Source organism: Photobacterium sp. GB-210 (assembly GCF_003026075.1).
Taxonomy (GTDB): Bacteria; Pseudomonadota; Gammaproteobacteria; order Enterobacterales; family Vibrionaceae; genus Photobacterium.
The window spans coordinates 14,379-37,308 of record NZ_PYNU01000001.1 but is presented as its reverse complement, the minus strand read 5'-3'; the positions used below and the strand labels follow the sequence as shown (position 1 = coordinate 37,308).

General features: G+C 41.5%; 25 protein-coding genes. 19 read left to right on the top strand and 6 right to left on the bottom strand.

Annotated features, from left to right (window positions below; genetic code table 11):
• Positions 1-117 precede the first annotated feature (117 nt).
• The 11 genes from lptE to lipA all read left to right on the top strand — a co-directional run bounded on the left by lptE (position 118) and on the right by lipA (position 10,510).
• The gene (gene lptE, locus C9J38_RS00200; protein ID WP_107205370.1) at positions 118-789 is read left to right on the top strand and encodes an LPS assembly lipoprotein LptE; all 672 of its coding nucleotides are present in this window, start codon (positions 118-120) and stop codon (positions 787-789) included.
• Positions 786-1,811 (top strand): DNA polymerase III subunit delta, encoded by a 1,026-nt coding sequence (gene holA, locus C9J38_RS00195; protein WP_107205369.1) that lies wholly within the window; start codon positions 786-788, stop codon positions 1,809-1,811. The genes lptE and holA overlap by 4 nt, the downstream gene beginning before the upstream one ends.
• 226 nt (positions 1,812-2,037) lie before the next feature.
• Positions 2,038-2,355 carry a ribosome silencing factor gene (gene rsfS / locus C9J38_RS00190; protein ID WP_005363382.1) on the top strand — a complete coding sequence of 106 codons (318 nt, stop codon included), beginning with the start codon at positions 2,038-2,040 and terminating at the stop codon, positions 2,353-2,355.
• 7 nt (positions 2,356-2,362) lie between these two features.
• Positions 2,363-2,833 (top strand): 23S rRNA (pseudouridine(1915)-N(3))-methyltransferase RlmH, encoded by a 471-nt coding sequence (gene rlmH / locus C9J38_RS00185; RefSeq protein ID WP_005363385.1) that lies wholly within the window; start codon positions 2,363-2,365, stop codon positions 2,831-2,833.
• Positions 2,834-2,839: 6 nt separating this feature from the next.
• Positions 2,840-4,801, top strand: a complete 1,962-nt coding sequence (gene mrdA, locus C9J38_RS00180) for a penicillin-binding protein 2 (RefSeq protein WP_107205368.1) — start codon at positions 2,840-2,842, stop codon at positions 4,799-4,801.
• The gene (gene mrdB, locus C9J38_RS00175) at positions 4,801-5,922 is read left to right on the top strand and encodes a peptidoglycan glycosyltransferase MrdB (protein WP_105060818.1); all 1,122 of its coding nucleotides are present in this window, start codon (positions 4,801-4,803) and stop codon (positions 5,920-5,922) included. The genes mrdA and mrdB overlap by 1 nt, the downstream gene beginning before the upstream one ends.
• On the top strand, positions 5,923-6,801 hold the full coding sequence (locus C9J38_RS00170) for a septal ring lytic transglycosylase RlpA family protein (RefSeq protein ID WP_107205367.1): 879 nt from the start codon (positions 5,923-5,925) through the stop codon (positions 6,799-6,801).
• 240 nt (positions 6,802-7,041) lie between these two features.
• The gene (locus tag C9J38_RS00165) at positions 7,042-8,217 is read left to right on the top strand and encodes a serine hydrolase (protein ID WP_107205366.1); all 1,176 of its coding nucleotides are present in this window, start codon (positions 7,042-7,044) and stop codon (positions 8,215-8,217) included.
• Positions 8,218-8,430: 213 nt separating this feature from the next.
• On the top strand, positions 8,431-8,706 hold the full coding sequence (ybeD, locus tag C9J38_RS00160; RefSeq protein ID WP_105060821.1) for a DUF493 family protein YbeD: 276 nt from the start codon (positions 8,431-8,433) through the stop codon (positions 8,704-8,706).
• A 185-nt stretch (positions 8,707-8,891) separates the two neighbouring features.
• A complete protein-coding gene (lipB, locus tag C9J38_RS00155) occupies positions 8,892-9,542 on the top strand; it encodes a lipoyl(octanoyl) transferase LipB (RefSeq protein WP_107205365.1) in 651 nt (216 codons plus the stop codon).
• Positions 9,539-10,510, top strand: coding sequence for a lipoyl synthase (lipA, locus tag C9J38_RS00150; RefSeq protein ID WP_107205364.1), 972 nt, complete (start codon positions 9,539-9,541; stop codon positions 10,508-10,510). Before lipB ends, lipA begins: the two co-directional genes overlap by 4 nt.
• An 89-nt stretch (positions 10,511-10,599) precedes the next feature.
• On the opposite strand, the gene bamC is transcribed toward lipA, so the two are convergent.
• Together bamC and dapA are read right to left on the bottom strand one after the other, a co-directional pair.
• Positions 10,600-11,610, bottom strand: a complete 1,011-nt coding sequence (gene bamC, locus C9J38_RS00145; protein ID WP_107205363.1) for an outer membrane protein assembly factor BamC — start codon at positions 11,608-11,610, stop codon at positions 10,600-10,602.
• A gap of 31 nt (positions 11,611-11,641) precedes the next feature.
• Positions 11,642-12,520, bottom strand: a complete 879-nt coding sequence (gene dapA, locus C9J38_RS00140; RefSeq protein ID WP_107205917.1) for a 4-hydroxy-tetrahydrodipicolinate synthase — start codon at positions 12,518-12,520, stop codon at positions 11,642-11,644.
• Between the two features lie 349 nt (positions 12,521-12,869).
• Between dapA and C9J38_RS00135 the strand changes: the two genes are divergently transcribed.
• Positions 12,870-13,409 carry a glycine cleavage system protein R gene (locus tag C9J38_RS00135; protein WP_107205362.1) on the top strand — a complete coding sequence of 180 codons (540 nt, stop codon included), beginning with the start codon at positions 12,870-12,872 and terminating at the stop codon, positions 13,407-13,409.
• 93 nt (positions 13,410-13,502) lie between these two features.
• Positions 13,503-13,967 carry a thioredoxin-dependent thiol peroxidase gene (gene bcp, locus C9J38_RS00130; protein WP_107205361.1) on the top strand — a complete coding sequence of 155 codons (465 nt, stop codon included), beginning with the start codon at positions 13,503-13,505 and terminating at the stop codon, positions 13,965-13,967.
• Positions 13,968-14,018: 51 nt separating this feature from the next.
• On the opposite strand, the gene C9J38_RS00125 is transcribed toward bcp, so the two are convergent.
• Complete coding sequence (locus tag C9J38_RS00125; RefSeq protein WP_107205360.1) at positions 14,019-15,104, bottom strand: AI-2E family transporter; 1,086 nt, start codon at positions 15,102-15,104, stop codon at positions 14,019-14,021.
• A gap of 8 nt (positions 15,105-15,112) precedes the next feature.
• Positions 15,113-15,313, bottom strand: a complete 201-nt coding sequence (locus C9J38_RS00120; RefSeq protein ID WP_233217817.1) for a sulfurtransferase TusA family protein — start codon at positions 15,311-15,313, stop codon at positions 15,113-15,115.
• A 189-nt stretch (positions 15,314-15,502) separates the two neighbouring features.
• Here C9J38_RS00120 and C9J38_RS00115 point away from each other — a divergent pair, with 189 nt between their 5' ends.
• The 4 genes from C9J38_RS00115 to C9J38_RS00100 all read left to right on the top strand — a co-directional run bounded on the left by C9J38_RS00115 (position 15,503) and on the right by C9J38_RS00100 (position 18,431).
• Positions 15,503-16,960, top strand: a complete 1,458-nt coding sequence (locus C9J38_RS00115; protein WP_107205358.1) for a M48 family metalloprotease — start codon at positions 15,503-15,505, stop codon at positions 16,958-16,960.
• An 84-nt stretch (positions 16,961-17,044) separates the two neighbouring features.
• Positions 17,045-17,395, top strand: a complete 351-nt coding sequence (gene arsC / locus C9J38_RS00110; RefSeq protein WP_107205357.1) for an arsenate reductase (glutaredoxin) — start codon at positions 17,045-17,047, stop codon at positions 17,393-17,395.
• Complete coding sequence (wrbA, locus tag C9J38_RS00105; RefSeq protein ID WP_107205356.1) at positions 17,395-17,970, top strand: NAD(P)H:quinone oxidoreductase; 576 nt, start codon at positions 17,395-17,397, stop codon at positions 17,968-17,970. The genes arsC and wrbA overlap by 1 nt, the downstream gene beginning before the upstream one ends.
• Before the next feature lie 29 nt (positions 17,971-17,999).
• Positions 18,000-18,431, top strand: a complete 432-nt coding sequence (locus C9J38_RS00100; RefSeq protein ID WP_107205355.1) for a DUF2069 domain-containing protein — start codon at positions 18,000-18,002, stop codon at positions 18,429-18,431.
• 80 nt (positions 18,432-18,511) lie between these two features.
• On the opposite strand, the gene C9J38_RS00095 is transcribed toward C9J38_RS00100, so the two are convergent.
• A complete protein-coding gene (locus C9J38_RS00095; RefSeq protein WP_107205354.1) occupies positions 18,512-19,666 on the bottom strand; it encodes a DUF2066 domain-containing protein in 1,155 nt (384 codons plus the stop codon).
• A gap of 618 nt (positions 19,667-20,284) precedes the next feature.
• Positions 20,285-20,911: a uracil phosphoribosyltransferase gene (gene upp / locus C9J38_RS00085; protein ID WP_045129097.1), complete on the bottom strand. Its 627-nt coding sequence runs from the start codon at positions 20,909-20,911 to the stop codon at positions 20,285-20,287.
• 193 nt (positions 20,912-21,104) lie between these two features.
• Between upp and purM the strand changes: the two genes are divergently transcribed.
• Positions 21,105-22,145, top strand: coding sequence for a phosphoribosylformylglycinamidine cyclo-ligase (gene purM / locus C9J38_RS00080; RefSeq protein ID WP_107205353.1), 1,041 nt, complete (start codon positions 21,105-21,107; stop codon positions 22,143-22,145).
• Positions 22,146-22,245: 100 nt separating this feature from the next.
• Complete coding sequence (gene purN, locus C9J38_RS00075; RefSeq protein ID WP_107205352.1) at positions 22,246-22,890, top strand: phosphoribosylglycinamide formyltransferase; 645 nt, start codon at positions 22,246-22,248, stop codon at positions 22,888-22,890.
• Positions 22,891-22,930 lie beyond the last annotated feature (40 nt).

The following is a 22,930-nucleotide window of genomic DNA, read 5'->3' as shown; positions in this document are numbered from 1 at the left end:
TGCATCTAGCAGAGCGAGTAACCCTAAGATCCCCGCTTCTGCGGGGATCTTTATAATAACCGTTCAATTTTATTTTGCGCCTAGCGCACCTTCTTTTACTTCAAGGAGCTGACTTTCGTGAAAAGTTTTTTCTCGGCCAACAGCCTAACTCGACTACTTATCATTACTCTTCTCGCGCTAACAACAGCTTCTTGTGGCTTCCACCTTCGCGGTAATTACATGCTTCCTGACGGTATTGCTAAACTATCATTAACCAGTTTTGACCCTTATGGTCAGCTAACCCGTATGGTTAGATACCAATTTAAACTCCATGGTATTAGCGAAGTTGCACCTGCGAAAAATGTGCCGAACCTAAATATAAACAGTGAGTCTCAAGGTGAGCGCACTTTATCGATTTATCAAAACAACGGTAAAGCGGAATACGATTTAACCTTAACGGTTAATTACTCAGTCACTATCCCTAATCAAGGTCAGCAAACGTATACCACCAAAGTGACTCGTACGTTCCTTGATAACCCATTAACAGCATTAGCGAAGTCTGTTGAGCAAGATGAATTGGTTAACGTTATGCGTGAACAAGCCGCGCAACAAATTATGCGTAAATTAGCGCGTCTAACCACCGTATTTAATAAGATTGAAGAAGATAAATTAGACTCTCAATTAAAAGAAATTCTTAACGAAGAAGATAAAAAAGAATCTTCAGATGAGACAGGTAAAACGATTATTACAACGTTACCTGCTAAGCAGTCAAATACAGTTATTGAGCATGATAGTCATAACGCGCAATGAGAGTTTATCCTGAACAACTGACGCAGCAACTCAATAAGGGCCTGCGTCAGGCTTACCTTTTATTTGGTAATGAGCCACTACTTAAACAAGAATGTGGTGACAATATTAAGCAACTTGCTCAACAGCAAGGCTTTCTTGAGCGCCACCGTTTTACCATTGATAACCAGTTAGATTGGAATCAAGTTCTCGATTGCTGCCAAGCCATGAGCTTATTCTCAGCCCAGCAAATCATTGAATTAGAATTTCCAGAAACAGGGCTTAATGCTAACCAAGCAAAAGCCTTGTTAGAGATTGTTGCACACTTAAACCCTGACATTCTTTTATTACTGACAGGCCCTTATTTAAATAAGAAGCAAGAAGCGACAAAGTGGTTTAAAGCACTTGATAGCTTAGGCTTATATGTGCCATGTAATACCCCCGACGCTAAACAAATGCCGCGCTTTATTCAAACCCGCTGTCGAATGCTCGGTTTAAAGCCAGATCATGAATCGGTACAAATGCTAGCGCAATGGCATGAAGGTAATTTACTGGCGTTAGCACAAAGCTTACATAAGCTGGTTTTACTTTATCCTGATGGTGAACTAACCATTATTCGCCTACAAGAAGCATTAAGTCGCCATAATCACTATACCCCTTTCCAATTGGTTGATGCGGTATTAGCAGGACAGGCAAAACGCAGCCAACGCGTGCTTCGTCAATTGCAAGGTGAGGGAGTTGAAGCCACGATCTTATTACGTACCTTGCAACGAGAGTTAACCCAGCTCTATAAGATGCAAGAGATGGGGAAAAAAGGGACACCACTTAATATCATTTTTGAGCAATTTAGAGTGTGGCAAAACCGCCGTGAAATTTATATTGGTGCACTTCATCGCTTACCGTTGTCGCGTTTAGTAAAGATCATTCGGCAATTAACTCAACTTGAAATCCAGGTTAAAACTGATTACGACACCACACCATGGCCAGCCCTTAGTGCCCTGTGTGCTGAAATCTGCGGCTTAGAAACTCACTTACAACACACATAATTCTATATAAATACGGTCTTCAGTCATTGTTGACCGTTTTTTTTATAAAACTAACCTTAAGCGGTCGAAAAATCACCGTCTGAACCATGTCCTTTTATCGCTGTCAGATAAGAGCGTGGTATACTTCCGATCTTATTACGGTCGCAACCTTTTTACCTATCCTAGCCAGTAGTAAAATAGATCATAACGACTAAACATTTATTAAACGCTTATTGAGGGAATCCCTTTGCAAGTTCAAGAACTACACGATTTCATTGTTGATAAAATTGACGACATTAAAGCACAAGACATCGTAACAATTGATGTTCGTGGTAAATCAAGCATCACAGATGTAATGGTTATCTGTACTGGTACTTCAAACCGTCACGTGAGCTCTATTGCTGATCACGTAAACAAAGAATCAAAGTTAATTGACTTCCCTCCATTTGGTATTAGTGGCGAAGAAGAAGGCCAATGGGTGATAGTTGATATGGGTAACGTAATGCTACATATCATGCAAGAAGATGCTCGCCAAGTATACCAACTGGAGAAGCTTTGGAGCTAAGTGAGTCATGAAGCTTCAATTAATTGCTGTTGGCACAAAAATGCCTAAATGGGTTGAGGAAGGCTATAAAGAATATAGCCGCCGTTTCCCTAAAGATATGCCTCTGGAATTGATTGAGATCCCAGCAGGTAAGCGCGGAAAAAATGCAGACATTGCTCGTATCCTTCAAAAAGAAGGTGAAGCGATGTTAGCTGCCGTTGCTAAGGGTAACCGAATTGTTACTCTAGATATTCCTGGCAAACGCTGGGATACCGAGCAACTAGCAGGTCAGCTAGAAGTTTGGAAACTTGATGGTCGCGACGTCTCAATTTTAATTGGCGGACCTGAAGGCCTTTCACCAGCCTGTAAAGCAGCTGCAGAGCAAAGCTGGTCACTATCACCATTAACACTTCCGCACCCGTTAGTGCGTGTCGTTATGGCAGAAAGTTTATACCGTGCATGGAGCATCACGGCTAACCATCCGTACCACAGGGAATAACCATCGATGAGACAAAAGCGAACCCAGATCCGCGACCATCGCGCTGAGTCGGCGCTGTTTTTCCGCCGAGCTCTTGTCTCATTTATTGGAATTATCATTCTGGTCAGTGTCTTATTGTTCAATCTCTTTAATATTCAGGTTGAACAACACCAAGACTATAAGACCCGTTCTAATGACAATCGAATCAAAATTGTTCCTGTCGCACCTAATCGCGGTCTTATTTATGACCGCAACGGTGTGCTTCTGGCTGAAAATCGACCTATCTATAACCTTGAAGTCACCATTGAAAAAGTACCAGACATGGAACAAACCTATGCGGATTTAAAATCAGTATTAGGTCTAACCGATGAAGACATTGAGCAATTTAAAAAAGAGCGTCGCCGTACTCGCCGTTTTAAGTCTGTGCCGATCCTTGAGGGATTAAACGAGCAGCAAGTTGCTTTGTTTGCAGTTAACCAACATAAATTCCCAGGCGTGGAAGTTAAAGCCTATTTAAAACGTTACTATCCATATGGTGATTCGCTCACGCACGTCTTGGGTTATGTCGCGAAAATTAACGATCGTGACCTTAAAAAACTCGATAAAGCTGAGAAACTCAGTAACTACAAAGCCACACGCGATATCGGTAAATTGGGTATCGAACGTTATTACGAAGATCTACTACATGGAACTTCAGGCTACCAAGAAGTCGAAGTTAACAGCCGTGGACGTATTATTCGTACCCTTAAGTACGTGCCTCCTATCCCTGGCAAAGATATTGCGTTAAATATTGATCTTCAGCTCCAGCTTTATGTACAAGAACTACTGACTGAACGTAAGATCGATCCTAAAACCGGTGAAGAGATCATTAAACACAAGCGTGGCTCTGTCGTAGTGTTAGATCCAAAAGACGATGCTATTCTCGCCATGGTTTCTAGCCCAAGTTACGATCCCAATTTATTTGTTCGTGGGATTTCCAGTAAAAAATATCGCGAATTATTAAATAATCCTGATCGCCCATTAGTTAACCGTGTCACGCTTGGCATTTATCCACCAGCATCGACGGTAAAACCGTTAATTGCAGTCGCTGCATTAACAGAAGGTGTGATCACGCCAAAAACCACCCGTAACGATCCCGGTTGGTGGCAGATCCCTAACACGACTAGCCGTAAATTCCGTGACTGGCTACGTTGGGGACATGGACGCGTCAACATTTATAAAGCCATTGAAGAGTCAGTAGATACTTACTTTTACCAAGTCGCCTACGATATGGGGATCGATAGACTTTCAACCTGGATGAATAAATTTGGTTATGGCGTCTATACCGGTATCGATATTCACGAAGAAAGTAAGGCCAACATGCCAACACGTGAGTGGAAACAAGCACGCCATAAACGTCCTTGGTATCAAGGGGACACCATTCCTGTCGGAATTGGGCAAGGCTATTGGACAGCAACACCATTACAAATAGCAAAAGCGACATCTGTACTGGTCAATAACGGTGTAGTTCATCGCCCTCATCTTCTAAAAGATGTTATTGACGAAGAAACAGTTAAACCAGCTGAATTTAAAGATTTCCCACCGATAACAGGCGTGACACCTGAAACATGGGAGATTGCTCGTGAAGGTATGCATCGTGTGCTTTATGGCAATCGTGGTACAGCACGTAAAGCATTTTATGATACGCCATATGAAGCGGGCGGAAAGTCAGGCTCAGCACAGGTATTCGGTTTGGCTGAAAACCAAAAATATAATGCTGATGAACTTGAAGAGCGTCTACGTGACCATGCGTTATTTACTGCATTTGCGCCATTTGATAAACCTGAAGTCGTCGTTGCTATGGTATTAGAAAATGCCGGTGGTGGCTCGAGTAATGGTGGGCCAATTGCACGTCAAATTTTTGATCATATGTTAATTAAACCAATCGCTGACAGCGATCTTAAATCAAAGCCTGAACTCACTGCAACACAACCAACAGAGGTACAATAATGAGTATTATGGCGGCAACCGGTACCAAGCGAACGTTAACTGATCGCTTACATATCGATATGCCACTATTACTAGGGATCCTTGCCTTAATGGGATTTGCCCTTATCATCATGTGGAGCGCAAGCGGACAAAACATTGCTATGATGGAACGCCAGGCAATGCGCATGCTGATGTCACTAGGGATCATGGTTTTACTCGCGCAAATTGCACCACGCCATTACGAAGCATGGGCACCTTACCTCTTTGGTATTGGCTTACTGCTGTTATTCAGTGTATTAGCTTTTGGTGAAGTATCAAAAGGTGCTCAACGTTGGTTAAATTTAGGTTTTGTTCGCTTTCAGCCATCAGAACTATTAAAACTCGCTGTACCTTTGATGGTGGCAAGATTCATTGGTAATCGTCCCTTACCGCCATCGATGCGTAATATCTTTGTTGCCTTAGTATTAATCTTCACACCGACCATCTTAATTGCTAAACAACCCGACCTTGGAACCTCCATTTTGGTGGCTGCATCAGGTATCTTTGTTCTGTTTCTGTCAGGAATGAGCTGGAGACTGATTATCGGGGCGTTAGTATTACTCGGTGCGTTTATTCCTGTGTTATGGTTCTTCCTTATGCACGACTACCAGCGAACACGAGTGTTGACTTTGTTTAATCCAGAGTCTGATCCGCTTGGTGCAGGATATCATATTATCCAATCCAAAATCGCGATTGGCTCTGGTGGAATAAGCGGTAAGGGTTGGCTCCATGGTACTCAATCACAGCTTGAATTTGTTCCAGAGCGACATACCGACTTCATTTTTGCTGTAATTGCAGAGGAATGGGGATTAACCGGTGTGATTGGTTTACTAACAATGTACCTGTTCATATTAGGACGAGGTTTATGGTTAGCCAGCCAAGCACAAACTGCATTTGGGCGTATGATGGCTGGTAGTATTGTATTAAGTTTCTTTGTTTATGTTTTTGTAAATATCGGCATGGTAAGTGGCATTCTGCCTGTGGTGGGTGTTCCACTTCCTTTGGTGAGCTACGGCGGCACATCCATGATGACCCTACTAGCTGGCTTCGGTATTTTGATGTCTATCCACACTCACAGAAAAATGTTGTCTAAGGCGACCTAAATGCGTTCACTTTTTTTATTGTTCTTTGTTCTACTTGCAGGATGTAGCTCCGCGCCAGATAAACCTCAACAGGCAGAGACAAAAGCAGATCAAGCCACACCCGGTTTACTGTTTAAACCCAATACTCCAACCAATGATGATCCCAACGCGGGCCGTTATTCATTAAAAGATGACCGTGCACCAAAGGTTGTACCTGATTTTAGTAAAGTGCCGCCAGTGGTACCGCATTATGAACCTTATAGCCGTGGTGGTAATAAAGACTACACATTACGTGGTAAACGCTACCATATTATAAAAAACACCAAAGGTTACACCGAGACAGGCTACGCTTCTTGGTACGGTGAAAAGTTCCACGGACACAAAACCTCTAATGGTGAAACGTACAATATGTTTGCTATGACAGCGGCACATAAAACCTTACCGCTTCCGAGTTTTGTACGCGTAACCAATACCCTTAATGGTAAATCGACCATCGTTCGAGTGAACGACCGTGGTCCATTCCATGACGGTCGTATCATCGATTTAAGCATGGCAGCTGCCGCAAAAATTGGCGTCATTAGTCTTGGCACAGCCCCAGTTAAGATAGAAGTGATAAATGTACCCAAGCCGACAAATAAAAGTACGATGAAGAACTCTCCAATTCCTCATCACTATTTTGTCCAATTGGCGGCGGTAAATAGCTTAGCAAAAGCCGAAGAGATGAAAAAAGAGCTAAAGCGTAACTTCAATACCGATATTGATATCGAAAAAATTGAGAGTCGTGCGGTATATCGTGTGCGCTTAGGCCCCTATATGGATCACCGAGATGCTGAAATACAACTTAGTAAAGTAAAATCTCATCACTATCCAAAAGCATTTATAACCACTGTTAATAGATAATGGGAACCTAATCAACATTTAGGACTCATAACATCGGCTTGTATGTTTACTCGTTTAACGTAATGAACATACAAGCTTTATTTTGTTCACAACAATGAGGTAATCACCAATCTTTGCGCACATTACGTCCGCTTAATGTCAATAATTGGGATTCTCCCCCCCATTCAACTGATAGGTAAGGCGTTATCTGCTATAGTGAACGTCATTTCTTGTCTTAGATAAACTAAAGTTATAATAATCATGAAGAAAACAGCTGCGCTTTTCCGTTCTGTCGCCATCTCAGCCACTTTGCTGGCTTCAGCTACTGTTGCTGCATCACCAGCAGTCGTACCTGAAGCTCCACAAATTGCGGCAAAAGGCTATATCCTCGTCGACTATAACTCAGGTAAAATCCTTGCCGGTCATAATGAATATGAAAAATTAGCGCCTGCTAGTTTGACAAAAATGATGACCAGTTACGTTATCGGTCAAGAAATTAAAAACGGTAACATCTCACCAGATGACACTGTTGTTATCAGTAAAAATGCATGGGCGAAAAATTTCCCAGGCTCATCCAAAATGTTCCTTGAGGTCGGTAAAAGCGTAAAAGTTTCTGACTTAAACCGCGGTATTATCGTAGATTCTGGTAACGATGCCTGTGTCGCAATGGCTGAGCACGTTGCTGGCTCTCAAGAGTCTTTTGTTGATTTAATGAATGGCTGGGCTAAAAATCTTGGCATGAAATCAACACACTTTGCAAATGTTCATGGCCTAGATCGCCCAGATCTATACACAACACCTTACGATCTTTCAATTCTAGCGCGCTCACTCATCCGTGACTTGCCTAATGAATTTAAAATCTACTCAGAAAAATCATTTACTTACAACGGCATCACCCAATACAACCGTAATGGTCTACTTTGGGATAAAAGCATGCACGTTGACGGTCTAAAAACAGGCCATACAGATAACGCAGGTTACAGCCTCGTAAGTACTGCCACAGAAGGCAATATGCGCCTGATCTCTGTTGTGATGGGCACTGCAAGTAAAAACGCTCGCCTTGCTGAGAGCAAAAAGCTACTGAACTTTGGTTTCCGTTTCTACGAAACACTTTCACCAAACAAAAAAGATCAAACCATTGAAACTGAAAAAGTTTGGATGGGTGACACTGACACAGTAAACCTAGGTGTGGCTGAAAACACCTACGTAACATTACCTCGTAGCCAAGCTAAAGATCTGAAAGCTAGCTTTGTGCTAACTAAAGAGCTAAAGGCGCCAATCACCAAAGGTGAAGTCGTCGGTAAATTAACTTACCGTGTTGGCGATCAAGACGTTGCTGAATACCCTCTTGTGGCATTAAACGATGTAAAAGAAGGTAGCCTATTTAGCCGTATGGTCGACTACGTAATGATGCTAGTACAAAGTTGGTTTAAGTAATTTAAACCATCGACTTCATCAACGACTAAGGGGCAACTTCGGTTGCCTCTTTGTTTTCATTACTGAATACAAACATTACCTCCTATATTCCCTATCCTCTTCATCCTTCCCTTGTTTTACAATCACTGACACATTAAGATGCCTGCAATACACTACTATTAACCATAATAGTAATGATGAAAGACACATTGAAAGCGAACTTTGGAGTTCTATATGCAAGAACAAGAGCAACCAAAACTAAAAGATCTACTGGAATTCCCTTGTATCTTTACTTTTAAAGTAATGGGCGAAAACAAGCCAGAATTGCCAGATCGTGTGGTTGAAGTTATTCAGAGTATTATCCCTGGTGATTACACTCCAACAACAAAACCAAGTAGCAAAGGAACATACACTGCAGTTTCTGTTGCTGTAAACGCGACCAATGTTGAACAAATTGAAACCTTATACAAAGAGTTAGGTTCAATTGATATTGTTCGTGTAGTGTTATAAGCACTATTTTTCAGGCGGTTATAATACCGCCTGTCTTCTATTCTCTTTACCTTTCTTATAATCCTCATTTATTATCCATAACTCCTTCATCAGTCGTTAACATTACATCCACAACAAGTTTAGGTATAATGCCCTGACCTGGCCTTCTTTATGATTGGCATCTTAATTATTATCTGGGTAGTACATTGCAAACAGCTCTTATTATTAAAAACCTTGGCCGTTGCGATTACCAAGCGACGTACGATGCCATGCATGAGTTCACCAATAATCGAACTGAAGACTCCGCAGATGAAATCTGGCTGGTCGAACATTCACCTGTTTTCACTCAAGGACAGGCAGGCAAAGTCGAACACTTGCTCAACACAGGCGATATCCCTGTTGTTCAAAGTGACCGTGGCGGTCAAGTAACCTATCATGGTCCTGGACAACAAGTGGCTTATATCTTGATCGACTTGCGCCGTAAAAAATTAGGTGTACGTGAATTAGTTACGCACATCGAAAATACAGTAATCAATACTTTATCCCGCTTTGGGATTAGCTCTAACGCTCGCCCTGATGCGCCTGGTGTGTATGTGAATAACCAAAAAATATGCTCATTAGGATTACGGATCAGACGTGGGTGCTCTTTTCACGGTCTGGCACTCAATATAAATATGGATCTGGCGCCTTTTCTTCGTATTAATCCTTGCGGTTATGCTGGAATGGAAATGACACAAACAGCGTCATTAAATGGCCCAACTGAACTGACGGAAGTTCAGCCTGTACTCGTTGAAGAATTAACTAAATTACTCGATTATCCGAAAATCGAGTGGATGACGGAAAGCAATCAACCATGAGTAAACCAATTAAAATTGAACAAGGCGTCAAATATCGCGATGCCGATAAAATGGCATTGATCCCAGTTCGTAACGTTGCGAATGAAGATGCGCCAAAAGAAGTATTACGTAAACCTGAATGGATGAAAATCAAGCTACCGTCTGATAGTAAGCGTATTCAGGAAATCAAATCTGCCCTACGTAAAAACAAACTTCACTCAGTTTGTGAAGAGGCTTCTTGCCCGAATTTAGCCGAATGTTTTAACCACGGTACAGCCACCTTTATGATCTTAGGTGCCATTTGTACCCGTCGTTGCCCATTCTGTGATGTTGCTCATGGTCGTCCTCTACCACCGAATGCTGAAGAGCCTGCGCATTTAGCACAGACAATCGCAGATATGAAGCTACGTTATGTGGTTGTCACCTCTGTTGACCGTGACGATCTACGTGATGGTGGCGCACAACATTTCGTTGACTGTATTACTGAGATTAGAGCCAAAAACCCAAGCATTCATATTGAAACATTAGTGCCTGATTTCCGTGGCCGTATGGACCGTGCACTAGAAATCTTCCGTGATACTGCACCTAATGTTTTTAACCACAACTTAGAAACTGCACCACGCCTGTACCGTAAAGCTCGCCCAGGTGCTAACTACCAGTGGTCACTAGATTTATTGAAAAAATTCAAAGAGCTTCATCCTGATGTACCGACTAAATCGGGTGTAATGATGGGCTTAGGTGAAACCAAAGAAGAAATCATTCAAGTATTAAAAGATCTTCGTGCTCATGGCGTTACCATGCTGACACTGGGTCAATATTTAGCACCAAGCCGTCACCACTTACCGGTTGAGCGTTATGTTCCGCCAGAAGAGTTTGATGAACTTAAAGCAATCGCTCTCGATCTTGGCTTTACGCACGCGGCATGTGGGCCATTTGTGCGATCGTCGTACCACGCCGATCTACAAGCACAAGGTGTAGAGATTAAATAATATCTCGACATTTTTGGCAGTAAGATAAAAATTAAATATAAAAAAACCGCTTTAACTAAAGCGGTTTTTTTTATGACAGAAATAACGAATTATTTCTGGAAACTTGCAGCAAAAGCGGGAGCCGCTGATTCTAAAATTTCACCGGTCACTGGCTTACCATCATTGTCAGTAATATTAATTGACGTACGATTACCAAGATCACCAACTAAAATACGGTACTTATCATCCGTTAATTTCATTGGTTTAGTCCCTAGTTTTTGCCAGAACTCATCATTAGGCTCACGGTACTTAACATCAATCAAACCTTGTGAACGGTTACGATCTTCAACAGTAAAGCCAAGTTTTTCTAACGCTTTCGGTAAACGTTCCCACATATCATTATAAGAGGCACGAGCAATAAGCACAGGGAAACCGCTGCGATCCATTCCCATTGAAATAGGGATATTTTTCAGCTGCTCAGCCGCTGCTAAACGTGCTTGCTCACGAATAGTCTCATCGTATTTCGACATCACCAAGTTAGTCATCAAAATGCTGTAACGACGTTTATTATTCGCCGTAACAGGCATCGTTTTACCATCTTCACGCCAATCCGTTAAGATAATGCGGTAACTATTCGTCGCTGGTGATTTCTCAATACTATAGCGACTGCTCACTTCATGATCTTCATCTTCATTTGTCCAGCTTACCCAATCAGTATCAATACGATCAGCGCTTTGCTTTGCAATTCCAATGTTATTTTTACTGATCAAATTTTGGGTAACTTGCCATAGTTTGGTTAAATCAGAAGTTCGAGGAAGTTGAACTGTTACACCATCTTGGTCCACGTTAGAGCGCATACCAGGGATCAGATTAAGAACCTGTTGCGGTGGGCGAATATCAACGCTAGCACCAACATCACCAGCAAATGCCTTACTCGGAATCGCGTAACTGGCATTACTAAAAGGCATAGCCCCTGACGGCAACGTCCATGATTCTAAGGGGTGAGTATCAAGATAGTTAAAATCTTGATTAGCTTGACGACGAGCCTCTGGCCCACCGGAACAAGCAGACAAACTGGTTACCACGAATGCAGCTAGTGCTAGTCGATATTTATAATTCATTTATGCTCCTGCGCTCCTACGCTTGTGCAACTTAAAGCACACCGGCATCCAAAAGAGCCTGTTTAACAACCGGTTGCTGTGACTCGCTTAATACAGTTAGCGGAAGTCGTAATTCACCATTATCAATCAAACCTAACTGATGAGCGGCCCATTTCACTGGAATAGGGTTAGCTTCAACAAACAGATGACTGTGTAATGGCATTAAACGCTGATTAATTTCTCGTGCAGCGTCAATTTGGCCACTTAATGCGAGTGTAAACATTTGAGCCATATCTGCAGCGGCAATATTTGCCGTAACAGAAATAACACCGTGACCACCTTCAGCGACAAAATCTACGGCTGTCGCGTCATCACCGCTTAATTGGATGAAATCTTCGCCACAAAGTTCCCGTGTTTTTTTCACACGAGATAAATCAGCTGTCGCATCTTTAATACCAATAATATTATCAATTTTAGCTAAACGTGCGACAGTTTCAGGTAATAAGTCTACCGCAGTTCGTCCTGGTACATTGTAAAGAATTTGCGGAATATCTGTTGCTTCAGCAATAGCTTTATAATGTTGGAATAAACCTTCTTGGGTTGGTTTATTATAGTACGGTGTCACACTTAAACATGCTGCTACACCCGTGCCAGAAAAAAGCTTGGTAATAGTGATGGCTTCATGCGTCGCATTTGCGCCTGTACCTGCAATAACAGGAACTCGTCCATCAACATATTCCAATGTTTTTAAAACAACCTTGATATGCTCATCAACGGTAAGTGTTGCAGACTCTCCCGTGGTACCCACGGCAATAATCGCATTTGTTCCTGCGTTAATATGATAATCCACCAGCGTTTTCAAACCGACGTAATCTACTTCGCCTGCTGAATCTAGTGGAGTTAATAGCGCAACCATGCTTCCTTTAAACATGTCCATCCCCCTCTTCTTATATATCCAAACGGCTTTCTCACCATTACCTTATGGGGCTGTATGCTAAAACCGTTAGGGTATAACTTTGTCATGGTACTTTTGAGTGACTATAAACTCAAGCAAAGGCTGATTGAAAACAGTGAACTAACAGGCTTTATCATCTTCTTTCATCACAATTTTGTACTTTGAAACTCAAATATCAATAAACCCAATCATGTTTCTCTTTTTTTGCTTAAAAATCAGTCAAATTTGATCTCAACAGCAATGACTATTGTCATTAAATTTGCCATCGTATCAATAGCAGTCTGTGCTAACATGTTTAAATTATAATTTTACAATGAAGACCAATATGGAACACTACCTTGTCATCACTGCTGTAGGTACTGATCGCCCAGGTATCTCTGATGAAATCACCCACCTTGTGACTCAATGTGGCTGTAATATCGTAGATAGCCGCATAGCCCTGTTTGGTTCTGAGTTTACCTTGATCATGCTGTTATCAGGTAATAACAATGCAATATCTCGAATTGAATCGACCTTGCCATTAAAAGGGCAAGAGCATGATCTTATTACTGTTATAAAACGTACGAGTAAACACCAACAACGTTTTTTCCCTTATACCGCTGATTTCCATGTCGAAGCTAATGATAGTCCAGGTTTAATTAAGCAATTTACTCACTTTATGGCGAGCCGACACATCGATATTTCGACGCTTAGTGCCAATACCGTTGAAAGCCAAACTGTGGAAACAATGAATAAACTTATTTTGCAAATTAGCACAAATTTACCTGAAGACTGTAATCTGATGACGCTGCAAGAGGAATTTGAAACCTTGTGCCATAGCTTATCAGCAAAAGGGTCTGTGAATTTTATTAGTCATAAAAATTAACGAAAGCAAAAATAATAAGACTTTCATTATCAGCCTCATGTTCGTTCAACATGCAATGCATCGAGATACGATAACTAAAAGGATATTATACTTATGAATACGCTCACAGCAGGCATGCCTGCACCTGATTTTACTTTAATGAATCAAGATAACGAGCCTGTTAGTCTCAGTGATTTTAAAGGTAAGAAAGTACTTGCTTACTTTTACCCTAAAGCAATGACCCCTGGTTGTACGGTACAGGCATGTGGACTGCGTGACAGCAAAGCCGAGCTTGATGAAAAAAATGTAGTCGTACTGGGTATTAGTATTGATGCGGTAAAACGTCTACCAAAATTTATCGAACGCGATAACCTAAACTTCACCCTTTTATCTGATGAAGATCATGCCGTCGCTGATCAGTTCGGTGTTTGGGGACTGAAGAAGTATATGGGCAAAGAATATGACGGCTTACACCGCATCAGCTTTTTAATTGATGAAAACGGTATGATTGAGCACGTATTTAATAAGTTTAAAACAAAAGATCACCACCAAGTGGTACTTGATTATTTAAATCAATGATCGCTTAGGTTTTAATTAGATATAAAAAAGGCCGTTTTCACGGCCTTTTTACTACACTTTTTCTGACACATCGGAGGATGATAAATTATTATCGCTCGCAGGTAATGCTCCCCACACGGCTTTAACTAATGTCGCTAATGGGATAGCAAAAAATACTCCCCAAAATCCCCATAAACCGCCAAAAAACAACACAGCAACAATAATTGCGACAGGGTGTAGATTTACCGCTTCAGAAAATAGAATAGGTACTAATACATTGCCATCTAACATTTGAATAATACCATATGCCAGTAATAGCCACCAAAAATCTGACGTCCATCCCCACTGGAATAATCCAACCATAGCAACAGGAACCGTTACAGCAGCCGCGCCAATGTAAGGTATTAGAACAGAAAGCCCGACTAATACACCTAATAGTACGGCGTAGCGTAAATCCATAACTTCAAAAGTGATATAACTTGCAATGCCAACAATAATAATTTCAGTGACTTTACCGCGAATATAATTAGAGATCTGCTGATTCATCTCGCTGCCAACTTTGCTGGCTAAACGACGATTTTGAGGCAAAATGTTTAATAACGTGCGCAACATTTCGTCTTTATCTTTAAGTAAAAAGAAAACAAGCAATGGCACTAAGATCAGATATACCCCGATTGTTGCTAAACTGACTAATGATGCCAGTGAGCCTTTTACAACACTTTCGCCCAGTCCTAATACCTTCTCACGCAGTGTATTCATGAAATCAACCACTTGAGCCGGTTGAACAAAATCAGGGTAGCGTTCCGGTAAGCTAGATACATAGATTTGAAGATCGTTAAACATCTTCGGCACATCAGCACTTAAATTGGTAATTTGATGCCAAATCGTCGGCACTAAACCAAATAAAGCAAGCACCATTAACCCTGCAAAGACCAATAGTACGATAGCGACTGAAAGGGTTCTTGGCATCCCTAGTTTATGTAACCTTGCTACTGGCCACTCTAATAAATAAGCCAAAACAATGGCGACTAATAACGGCGTAATTAAACTGCCAAAAAAGTAAATAGTAAGAAAGCCGCCGAGAAGAATAACAACAAGGCTTACAGCGTGGGGGTCTGAAAATCGACGCTGATACCAGCGATTTAGCATGCGTAACATGTTGATCTCTATCCTTTTTCCACCATTATGATTAGTTGGGCATTATCATCAACTAAAATATCGGTAACATATCCATTATTATGCAAGAAACGAGGGATATCACTTCTTGCGCCGCTGTCTGAAATTCGTATTTCTAACCCTTGATAGGGAAGAAGTGTTGCGCATGCGCGTTTAGCTAACAATAAAGCCAGCGGACAACGTTCGGCCATTAGATCAAGTGATATAATTTCCATTTCATTTAAGTGACAGGTATTTTGTATTGCCGTATTGTAACCTCAGCACATATAAGATGCGAGATATCGAAAGGACATGAATCACATTAACGAACCTCTAAAGTATTTCGGTGTCCTAACTTATAGATATTAAAGATAACTCAACAAGGAGGTTGTATCATTCCCATGTTTCGATTTACCAAAGCACCGACCTATCTTTTGCTTTCTGCGCTTTTTAGTAGCAGTATTCCAGCTATTGCTAGTGATGATAATCGCTTACCTGAAATGGGAACGACAGCCTCTTCTACATTAACGATTGATAAAGAACGTGAATATGGCGATGCATATATGCGCATGCTAAGCGCCAGCCAGCCTGTTATTAACGACCCTTTACTCTCAAATTATGTTCAAGCTTTGGGCCATAAACTTGTTGCCAGTGCGGAAGATGTCCGAACACCATTCCATTTCTTTTTGATCCAAAACCCTGAAATTAATGCTTTTGCTTTTTTTGGCGGCTATGTTGCGATCCACTCTGGGTTATTTCTTCATGCCGAAACAGAAAGTGAGCTCGCCTCTGTTATGGCGCATGAAATTGCCCATGTCACCCAAAGACACCTTGCGCGAAGAATGGAAGCAGAGGCCAGAAATTCGCCTATCACGATGGCTGCACTGATTGGCTCACTGTTATTAACAATCGCAGCTCCTGAAGCAGGTTTAGCCGCCATTCATGCCACCACGGCCGTGGGAATTCAAGGACAAATTAACTTTACGCGCAGTAATGAAAAAGAAGCCGACCGTATTGGTATAACAACCCTCGCCAAAGCGGGGTTTGATGCCTATGCGATGCCACGTTTTTTTGGTCGTTTAGCCGATCAATATCGTTATACTTCAAAATTGCCCGCAATGTTGTTAACGCACCCATTACCCGAATCACGGGTCACAGATAGTCGTATGCGCGCAAGAAAATATCCGCTTGTAAATTTACCCCCCTCTGAAGATTATTTACTCGCTCGTTCACGTATTGTCGCCCGTAATGCTGGTTTGAGCGATACTTCTGCGCTCAACTGGCTTAACCGTGAGTTAAAAAAAGCACCACCCAATCGCCGCAAAGAGCTCAATTACGGTAAGGCACTGATTTATTTAGATAATGATAAATACGAATTAGCGCATCAAATACTTGACCCATTATTGGCTGGCGAACCCAATAATTTATTTTTTATTGATGCTGCAACCGATCTCGATCTCAATCAAAAACAATTTGATCGTGCGATCACCCGCTTAAACAATGCGCTTAAAATGAGTCCTGACAGTAATGTATTGCGCTTAAACTTAGCCAATATTTACCTTGAATCGGGACAATATCAAAAGAGTATTCAAATTTTGAATCGTTACTCTTACGATCACCCTAATGATATTAATGGGTGGACATTATTAGCACACAACTACGCCAAAATAGGTGATCGTAGCGCAGAGCTTGCTGCCCTTGGGGAGCTATTAGCTTTGCGTGCTCAATGGGATAAAGCCATTCATAATTATACTCAAGCCGCACAAATGGCAAAGCTCGGCTCCATGGAGCAAGCACGTTATGATGCACGCATTGATCAACTTCGCTTTCAACGTCAAAAATTCAAAGCATTACAATAATGTATTGATTTATTATAGTTCATCGACAATAAATCAATCGTAATAAAATACACTAGCTAATACAGTCATCAGTTAGGAGACGACATGTCAGTCACTATTTATCATAATCCTCGTTGCTCTAAAAGCCGTGAAACACTGGCGCTATTAGAAGAAAAAGGGATCACACCGACTATCATTAAATACCTAGAACAAACACCAAGCGTCGCGGAACTAGAAACGTTATACCGCCAACTGGGCTTGGACTCTGTGCGTAAAATGATGCGTACCAAAGAAGCGGATTATAAAACACTGGGACTCGGTAATAATGACGTATCTGATGAGGCACTCTTCATTGCAATGAGTACTCATCCAAAACTAATCGAACGTCCAATTGTAGTAAGTGGTGAAAAAGCGGCATTAGGTCGCCCACCAGAGCAAGTGTTGGATATTTTATAATGCATAAAATCTTAGTTCTTTATTACAGCCGTCATGGTAATACACGTCAGTTAGCACGACATATTGGTCGCGGTATTGAGCAAGTAGCCGGTTGTGAAGCAGTGCTAAGAACGGTTGCTGAAATCGACACAAATGATCTTCAGCAATCGCCCCTTGATCCAATCGTCAATCATGACGATCTGAAACAATGCATTGGTTTAGCAATGGGAAGCCCTGTTCGGTTTGGTAATATGGCTGCGCCATTAAAACACTTTATTGATAGTACTAGCCAAGAATGGTTATCAGGTACATTAATCGATAAACCAGCCTGTGTCTTTACCTCATCATCCTCTATGCATGGCGGTCAAGAAACAACGTTACAATCGATGATGTTACCGTTACTGCATCACGGCATGCTAATTGTTGGGATCCCTTATTCCGAACCCACTTTGCATACCACGCAACATGGAGGTACTCCCTATGGGGCTTCACATCTCAACATTGGTACTAATAAGCAGCTCCATAGTGATGAAATTGAACTTGCACAAGCTCTCGGTAAACGGCTTGCACTAACCGCGATGCAACTTCAGCGTTAACTCATATGGCAAACGAAAAGGGATATTCGATGCCTCCGATGCAACCGCAAACACAATATATTCACCGCTTTGCCGTCTGCGCGAATTTAACTCTTATGCTATGGGTCGCGTTATGGCAAACGATCCTCTCTCCCCACCCACATATTAATAACTGGGTAATGGCTGTTGTTTGGATCATTCCTTTACTATTGCCATTACGTGGGATGTTAGCTGCAAAACCTTATACTTACGCATGGTCTAACTTCATTTTAATGTTTTATTTCCTGCATGCTCTAACGCTACTCACTATTGATGAAGGAGAACGCGGGTTAGCAGGCATAGAGCTACTACTCGTAACCATAGCCTTTCTCAGTAACATACTTTTTGCACGCGTAAGAGCAAAAGAACTCGGCATAAAACTCCAGCGTCTATCGCAAGTGGAGCGACAAGAACGCGAACGTTTTGAACCACCTGAAGATTGAACCAATCGCTCGTTCTCTAATAATGAGATATTAAAAAGCCCTCATCGTGAGGGCTTAATTATTGTTATTAACACCAGATTTTAGTTATGCCATATATACATGTCATCAGGTGCAACATAGTTTTCAGGTTGAGTTTGCGACTGTGATTGTGTCGCTGTGACATCCAACGTATTAGGATCTTGGTTCACATCAGTATTTGGCATTGTCGTTGCCTTAGTATTAGTAACAGTAGAATCATCGGCGCTAATACGACTTTCATGGCTCAATTCGCGCTTAAACTCAGCATCAGATGCTGATAAGTTCATACGGAAAATCACCTTATCACCTTTAATATTTACCGCATTAGCACTACTTACTGTCGTCATCTGATTAAGCATACGTTCAAGCGTAAAAAAGTCTTCTGTTGAATTAACATTCTCCACTTCAATATTAACGCTGCCTGACGCGACACTACCTAATTCGATAGCATATTTCTGTGCTAAGTGGTTTGTCACTTGATTCATCATATCACGGCTAGCTTGTGCCAATGTACCGCTCGCTTTGCCGGTAATAGGTTGAGTATCGGCTGCAATCGTACTAGGCTGTTGAGCATACAGTTGCCATGTTAATTCAACCTTATCTGCGTCTTGTTGGTGAGCTTTTACTAACAATAAACCACCCGCATTATAACGTTGACTTGCGCTAGTGATGGTGTCGATAAAACTCCCCCAAAGATCGGATACGTGTACTGCCGTAACATCGTTAAAATCACCCACTGGGAAAGTAACGGGTAGACCACGATCATTTGCGGCTTGTTTGGTATCAGCGACGAGTGCATTGGTTGATTGATCCCATAAAATATCTCGGCTATTACCGTTATCATCAACCATCCAAACGAGAATATTAGGACGCTGAGCACTCCAAAAATTCGCTTTAGCTTGTGTTAATAGCTGCTTAATTTGTACCTTATCAAAGGTTAAATCTAGCGTCTTCTGTCCATTATATTGGCCATAACCAAACTGGCTGACGTAATTTGAACTGTTCGCTATCGCCTGAGCCACAACACTATTTTGGGTAATGTTCGGATTACCAGTCACTTTAACTAATACTTGCTTAAAGCCTTGCTCTCTTGCTGCTTGATCGGGGGTTTGCCCATCAGTAGGCATCACTACTTGAGCCTGATATAAATCACTGACAGTAGCCGCTTTAATAGGTAAAGCCAGTAGAGCTAAAAATAACAACGCAAATCGCAACATATCGCACTCGTAATTTACAAAAATAAGTCGTCAAAAGATAAAAAGATAAAAAGATAATCAAAAAGACCTAAAGACTCATTGATATTCAGTATAGCCACATAGTCTAAAATTAATTAGCTATACAATATGTACTTTTTCCTGAACCAACACAATACAACAGGCAAGAAACAAACCATTTGCTGAAAAATATTCTCTAGTGAGAAATAGTAGCGTTTACAAAATTAACATTGTGGCGGGGAATGGTATCGCCACTATTGTCGCATCTCTTAATTGCCGATCCAACAAATACGACTGAGTCAGAAGTCACGAGAGGGGTAATGTTAACGAAACCCTTTTATCCTGTGATCATCACATGAGCGACGATAACAGCATTGGTATTAGCGTTTGTCGGTAAATTAAGAGCCGTATTGCAATACGATTCTAGCACCTGTAATGAGCGGTATTGTTGCAGTTGTACTCAACCTAATTTCCCCAAAGACTTGAGCGAGAATAATGCGGTAGACAATGCTCAAATCGAAGATACCGAGTACTTATAATTACTTACCTTAATATTTAGCACTTTTCAGAAATAAAAAACCGGACGTCATGTCCGGTTTTATTTTAATCTTGGCTACTAAGTTACTTAGTACCGAAGATTTTATCACCAGCATCACCTAAACCAGGAACGATATAACCTTTATCGTTTAGCTTCTCATCAATTGCAGCTGTGTATAGCTCAACATCTGGGTGTGCTTTTTCTAATGCAGCAATACCTTCAGGTGCTGCTACTAATACTAGTACTTTAAATTGCGTACAACCGTGCTCTTTTAACAAATCCAGTGTTGCAATCATAGAGCCACCCGTTGCTAGCATTGGATCAACAACAAGCGCAATACGCTCATCAATGTTTGATGCTAGCTTGTTGAAGTATGGAACAGGCTCAAGCGTTTCTTCATCACGGTAAATACCAACAACGCTGATACGTGCACTTGGCATATGCTCAAGTACGCCATCCATCATGCCAAGACCAGCACGCAGAATAGGTACTACCGTTACTTTTTTACCTTTGATCTGGTCAATTTCTACTGGACCATTCCAACCTTCAATCGTAACTTTTTCTGTCTCGAAGTCTGAAGTCGCTTCATATGTCAGTAGGCTACCAACTTCAGTTGCTAACTCACGGAAACGCTTAGTGCTGATGTCACCTTCGCGCATAAGACCAATCTTATGTTTAACCAGTGGGTGTTTTACCTCAACGACTTTCATCTCTGACTCCTGAGCAATTAAAAAATAAAATCGCATTATTATATACTAAGCCAAACGATTTCAGATAGTAGTAAACGTTTAACTGTTTACTTAATATCCAGCTAAAAAAATTGACGCAAACGTTTTCCTTTAGACGGTGACTGCTGTTATCATGTATTCGCTTTTTTTACTTTAATACGTTGAGGGATCATCTGTGAGCGACAAAAACTCTTCTCTTAGTTACAAAGATGCTGGTGTTGATATCGATGCCGGTAATGCATTAGTAGACCGTATTAAAGGGGTGGTAAAACGTACTCATCGCCCAGAAGTTATGGGGGGAATTGGTGGTTTTGGTGCACTTTGTTCACTACCAACCAAATATAAAGAGCCCGTTTTAGTTTCAGGCACGGATGGTGTAGGAACTAAACTTCGCTTGGCTATGGATTTAAACCAACACGATTCAATCGGTATCGATCTGGTTGCTATGTGTGTGAACGATCTTATTGTTCAAGGTGCTGAACCTCTGTTCTTCCTTGATTACTACGCAACCGGTAAGTTAGATATTGATACAGCAGCAAGTGTTGTAACAGGTATTGGCGAAGGCTGTATCCAATCAGGTTGTGCTCTAATTGGTGGTGAAACTGCTGAAATGCCGGGTATGTACCACGGTGAAGATTATGACGTGGCAGGTTTCTGCGTTGGTGTTGTTGAAAAAGCAGATATCATCGATGGCTCAAAAGTGACGGCTGGTGATGCACTTATCGCTGTCGGTTCAAGCGGCCCACACTCAAACGGTTACTCATTAGTACGTAAAATCATTGACGTTTCCAATGCCGATTTGAATCAAGAATTAGAAGGTAAAACACTTTCTGAACATCTATTAACACCAACTAAAATTTACGTTAAATCAACGCTAAAAATGATGGAAAGCTGTGACGTACATGCTATTTCACACATTACAGGTGGTGGTTTCTGGGAAAATATCCCACGTGTACTTCCTAAAGGCACAAAAGCGGTTGTAAATGGCGCAAGCTGGCAATGGCCTGCCATCTTCAACTGGCTACAAACTGCAGGTAATGTCGAAACTTACGAAATGTACCGTACGTTTAACTGTGGTGTTGGCCTTGTCATTGCCCTTCCACAAGATCAAGCACAACAAGCCATTGATATCCTAAACGCTGAAGGCGAAAACGCATGGCTACTAGGTGAAATTGCAAACGCTGCTGATAACGAAGAGCAAGTCGAGATCAAATAACTCTCAACAGTGCTGACTCGTAATAAAAAGAATGAGGACGCTATGTCCTCATTCTGCTATCTACATACCGATAACCTTTCAATAAATGGTAGTACCAAATATGAAAAATATCGTCGTCCTTATTTCAGGTAGCGGAAGTAATCTCCAAGCGATTATCGATGCATGCAGTGCAGGTTTGATTAAAAACAGTCAAATAACCGCTGTGATCTCAAATAAAGAAAATGCTTATGGGTTAGAACGTGCGCGTAATGCCAATATTGAAGCGATACATATTGCGCCTAATCAGTATGCTGACCGTGAACAATATGACGAAGCCTTAGCGGATTGTATTGAACAGTTCAAACCCGATGTGGTTATTTTAGCCGGATTTATGCGTATTTTGAGCGCAGACTTTGTTCGTCGCTTTAAAGGAAAGATGCTAAATATTCACCCATCACTCCTTCCTAAGTATCCCGGCTTAAATACTCACCAACGAGCGATGGATGCTGGCGATGACGTACATGGCACCAGTGTCCACTTCGTAACAGAAGAATTGGATGGCGGCCCTGTTATTTTACAAGCCAGAGTGCCTATTTTTGACAATGACACCGTTGAAGAAGTAACAGCTCGTGTTCAAAAGCAAGAACATGCTATTTATCCACTTGTAACTCAATGGTTAGCGGAAAATCGTTTGACCATGAGTAGTGACGGCAAAGCTATCCTAGATGGTATTGAACTCCCCGCTCAAGGATATGCAGCACAATAAAAAAGGCGATCGTAAGATCGCCTTTTTACTATTGCAGATA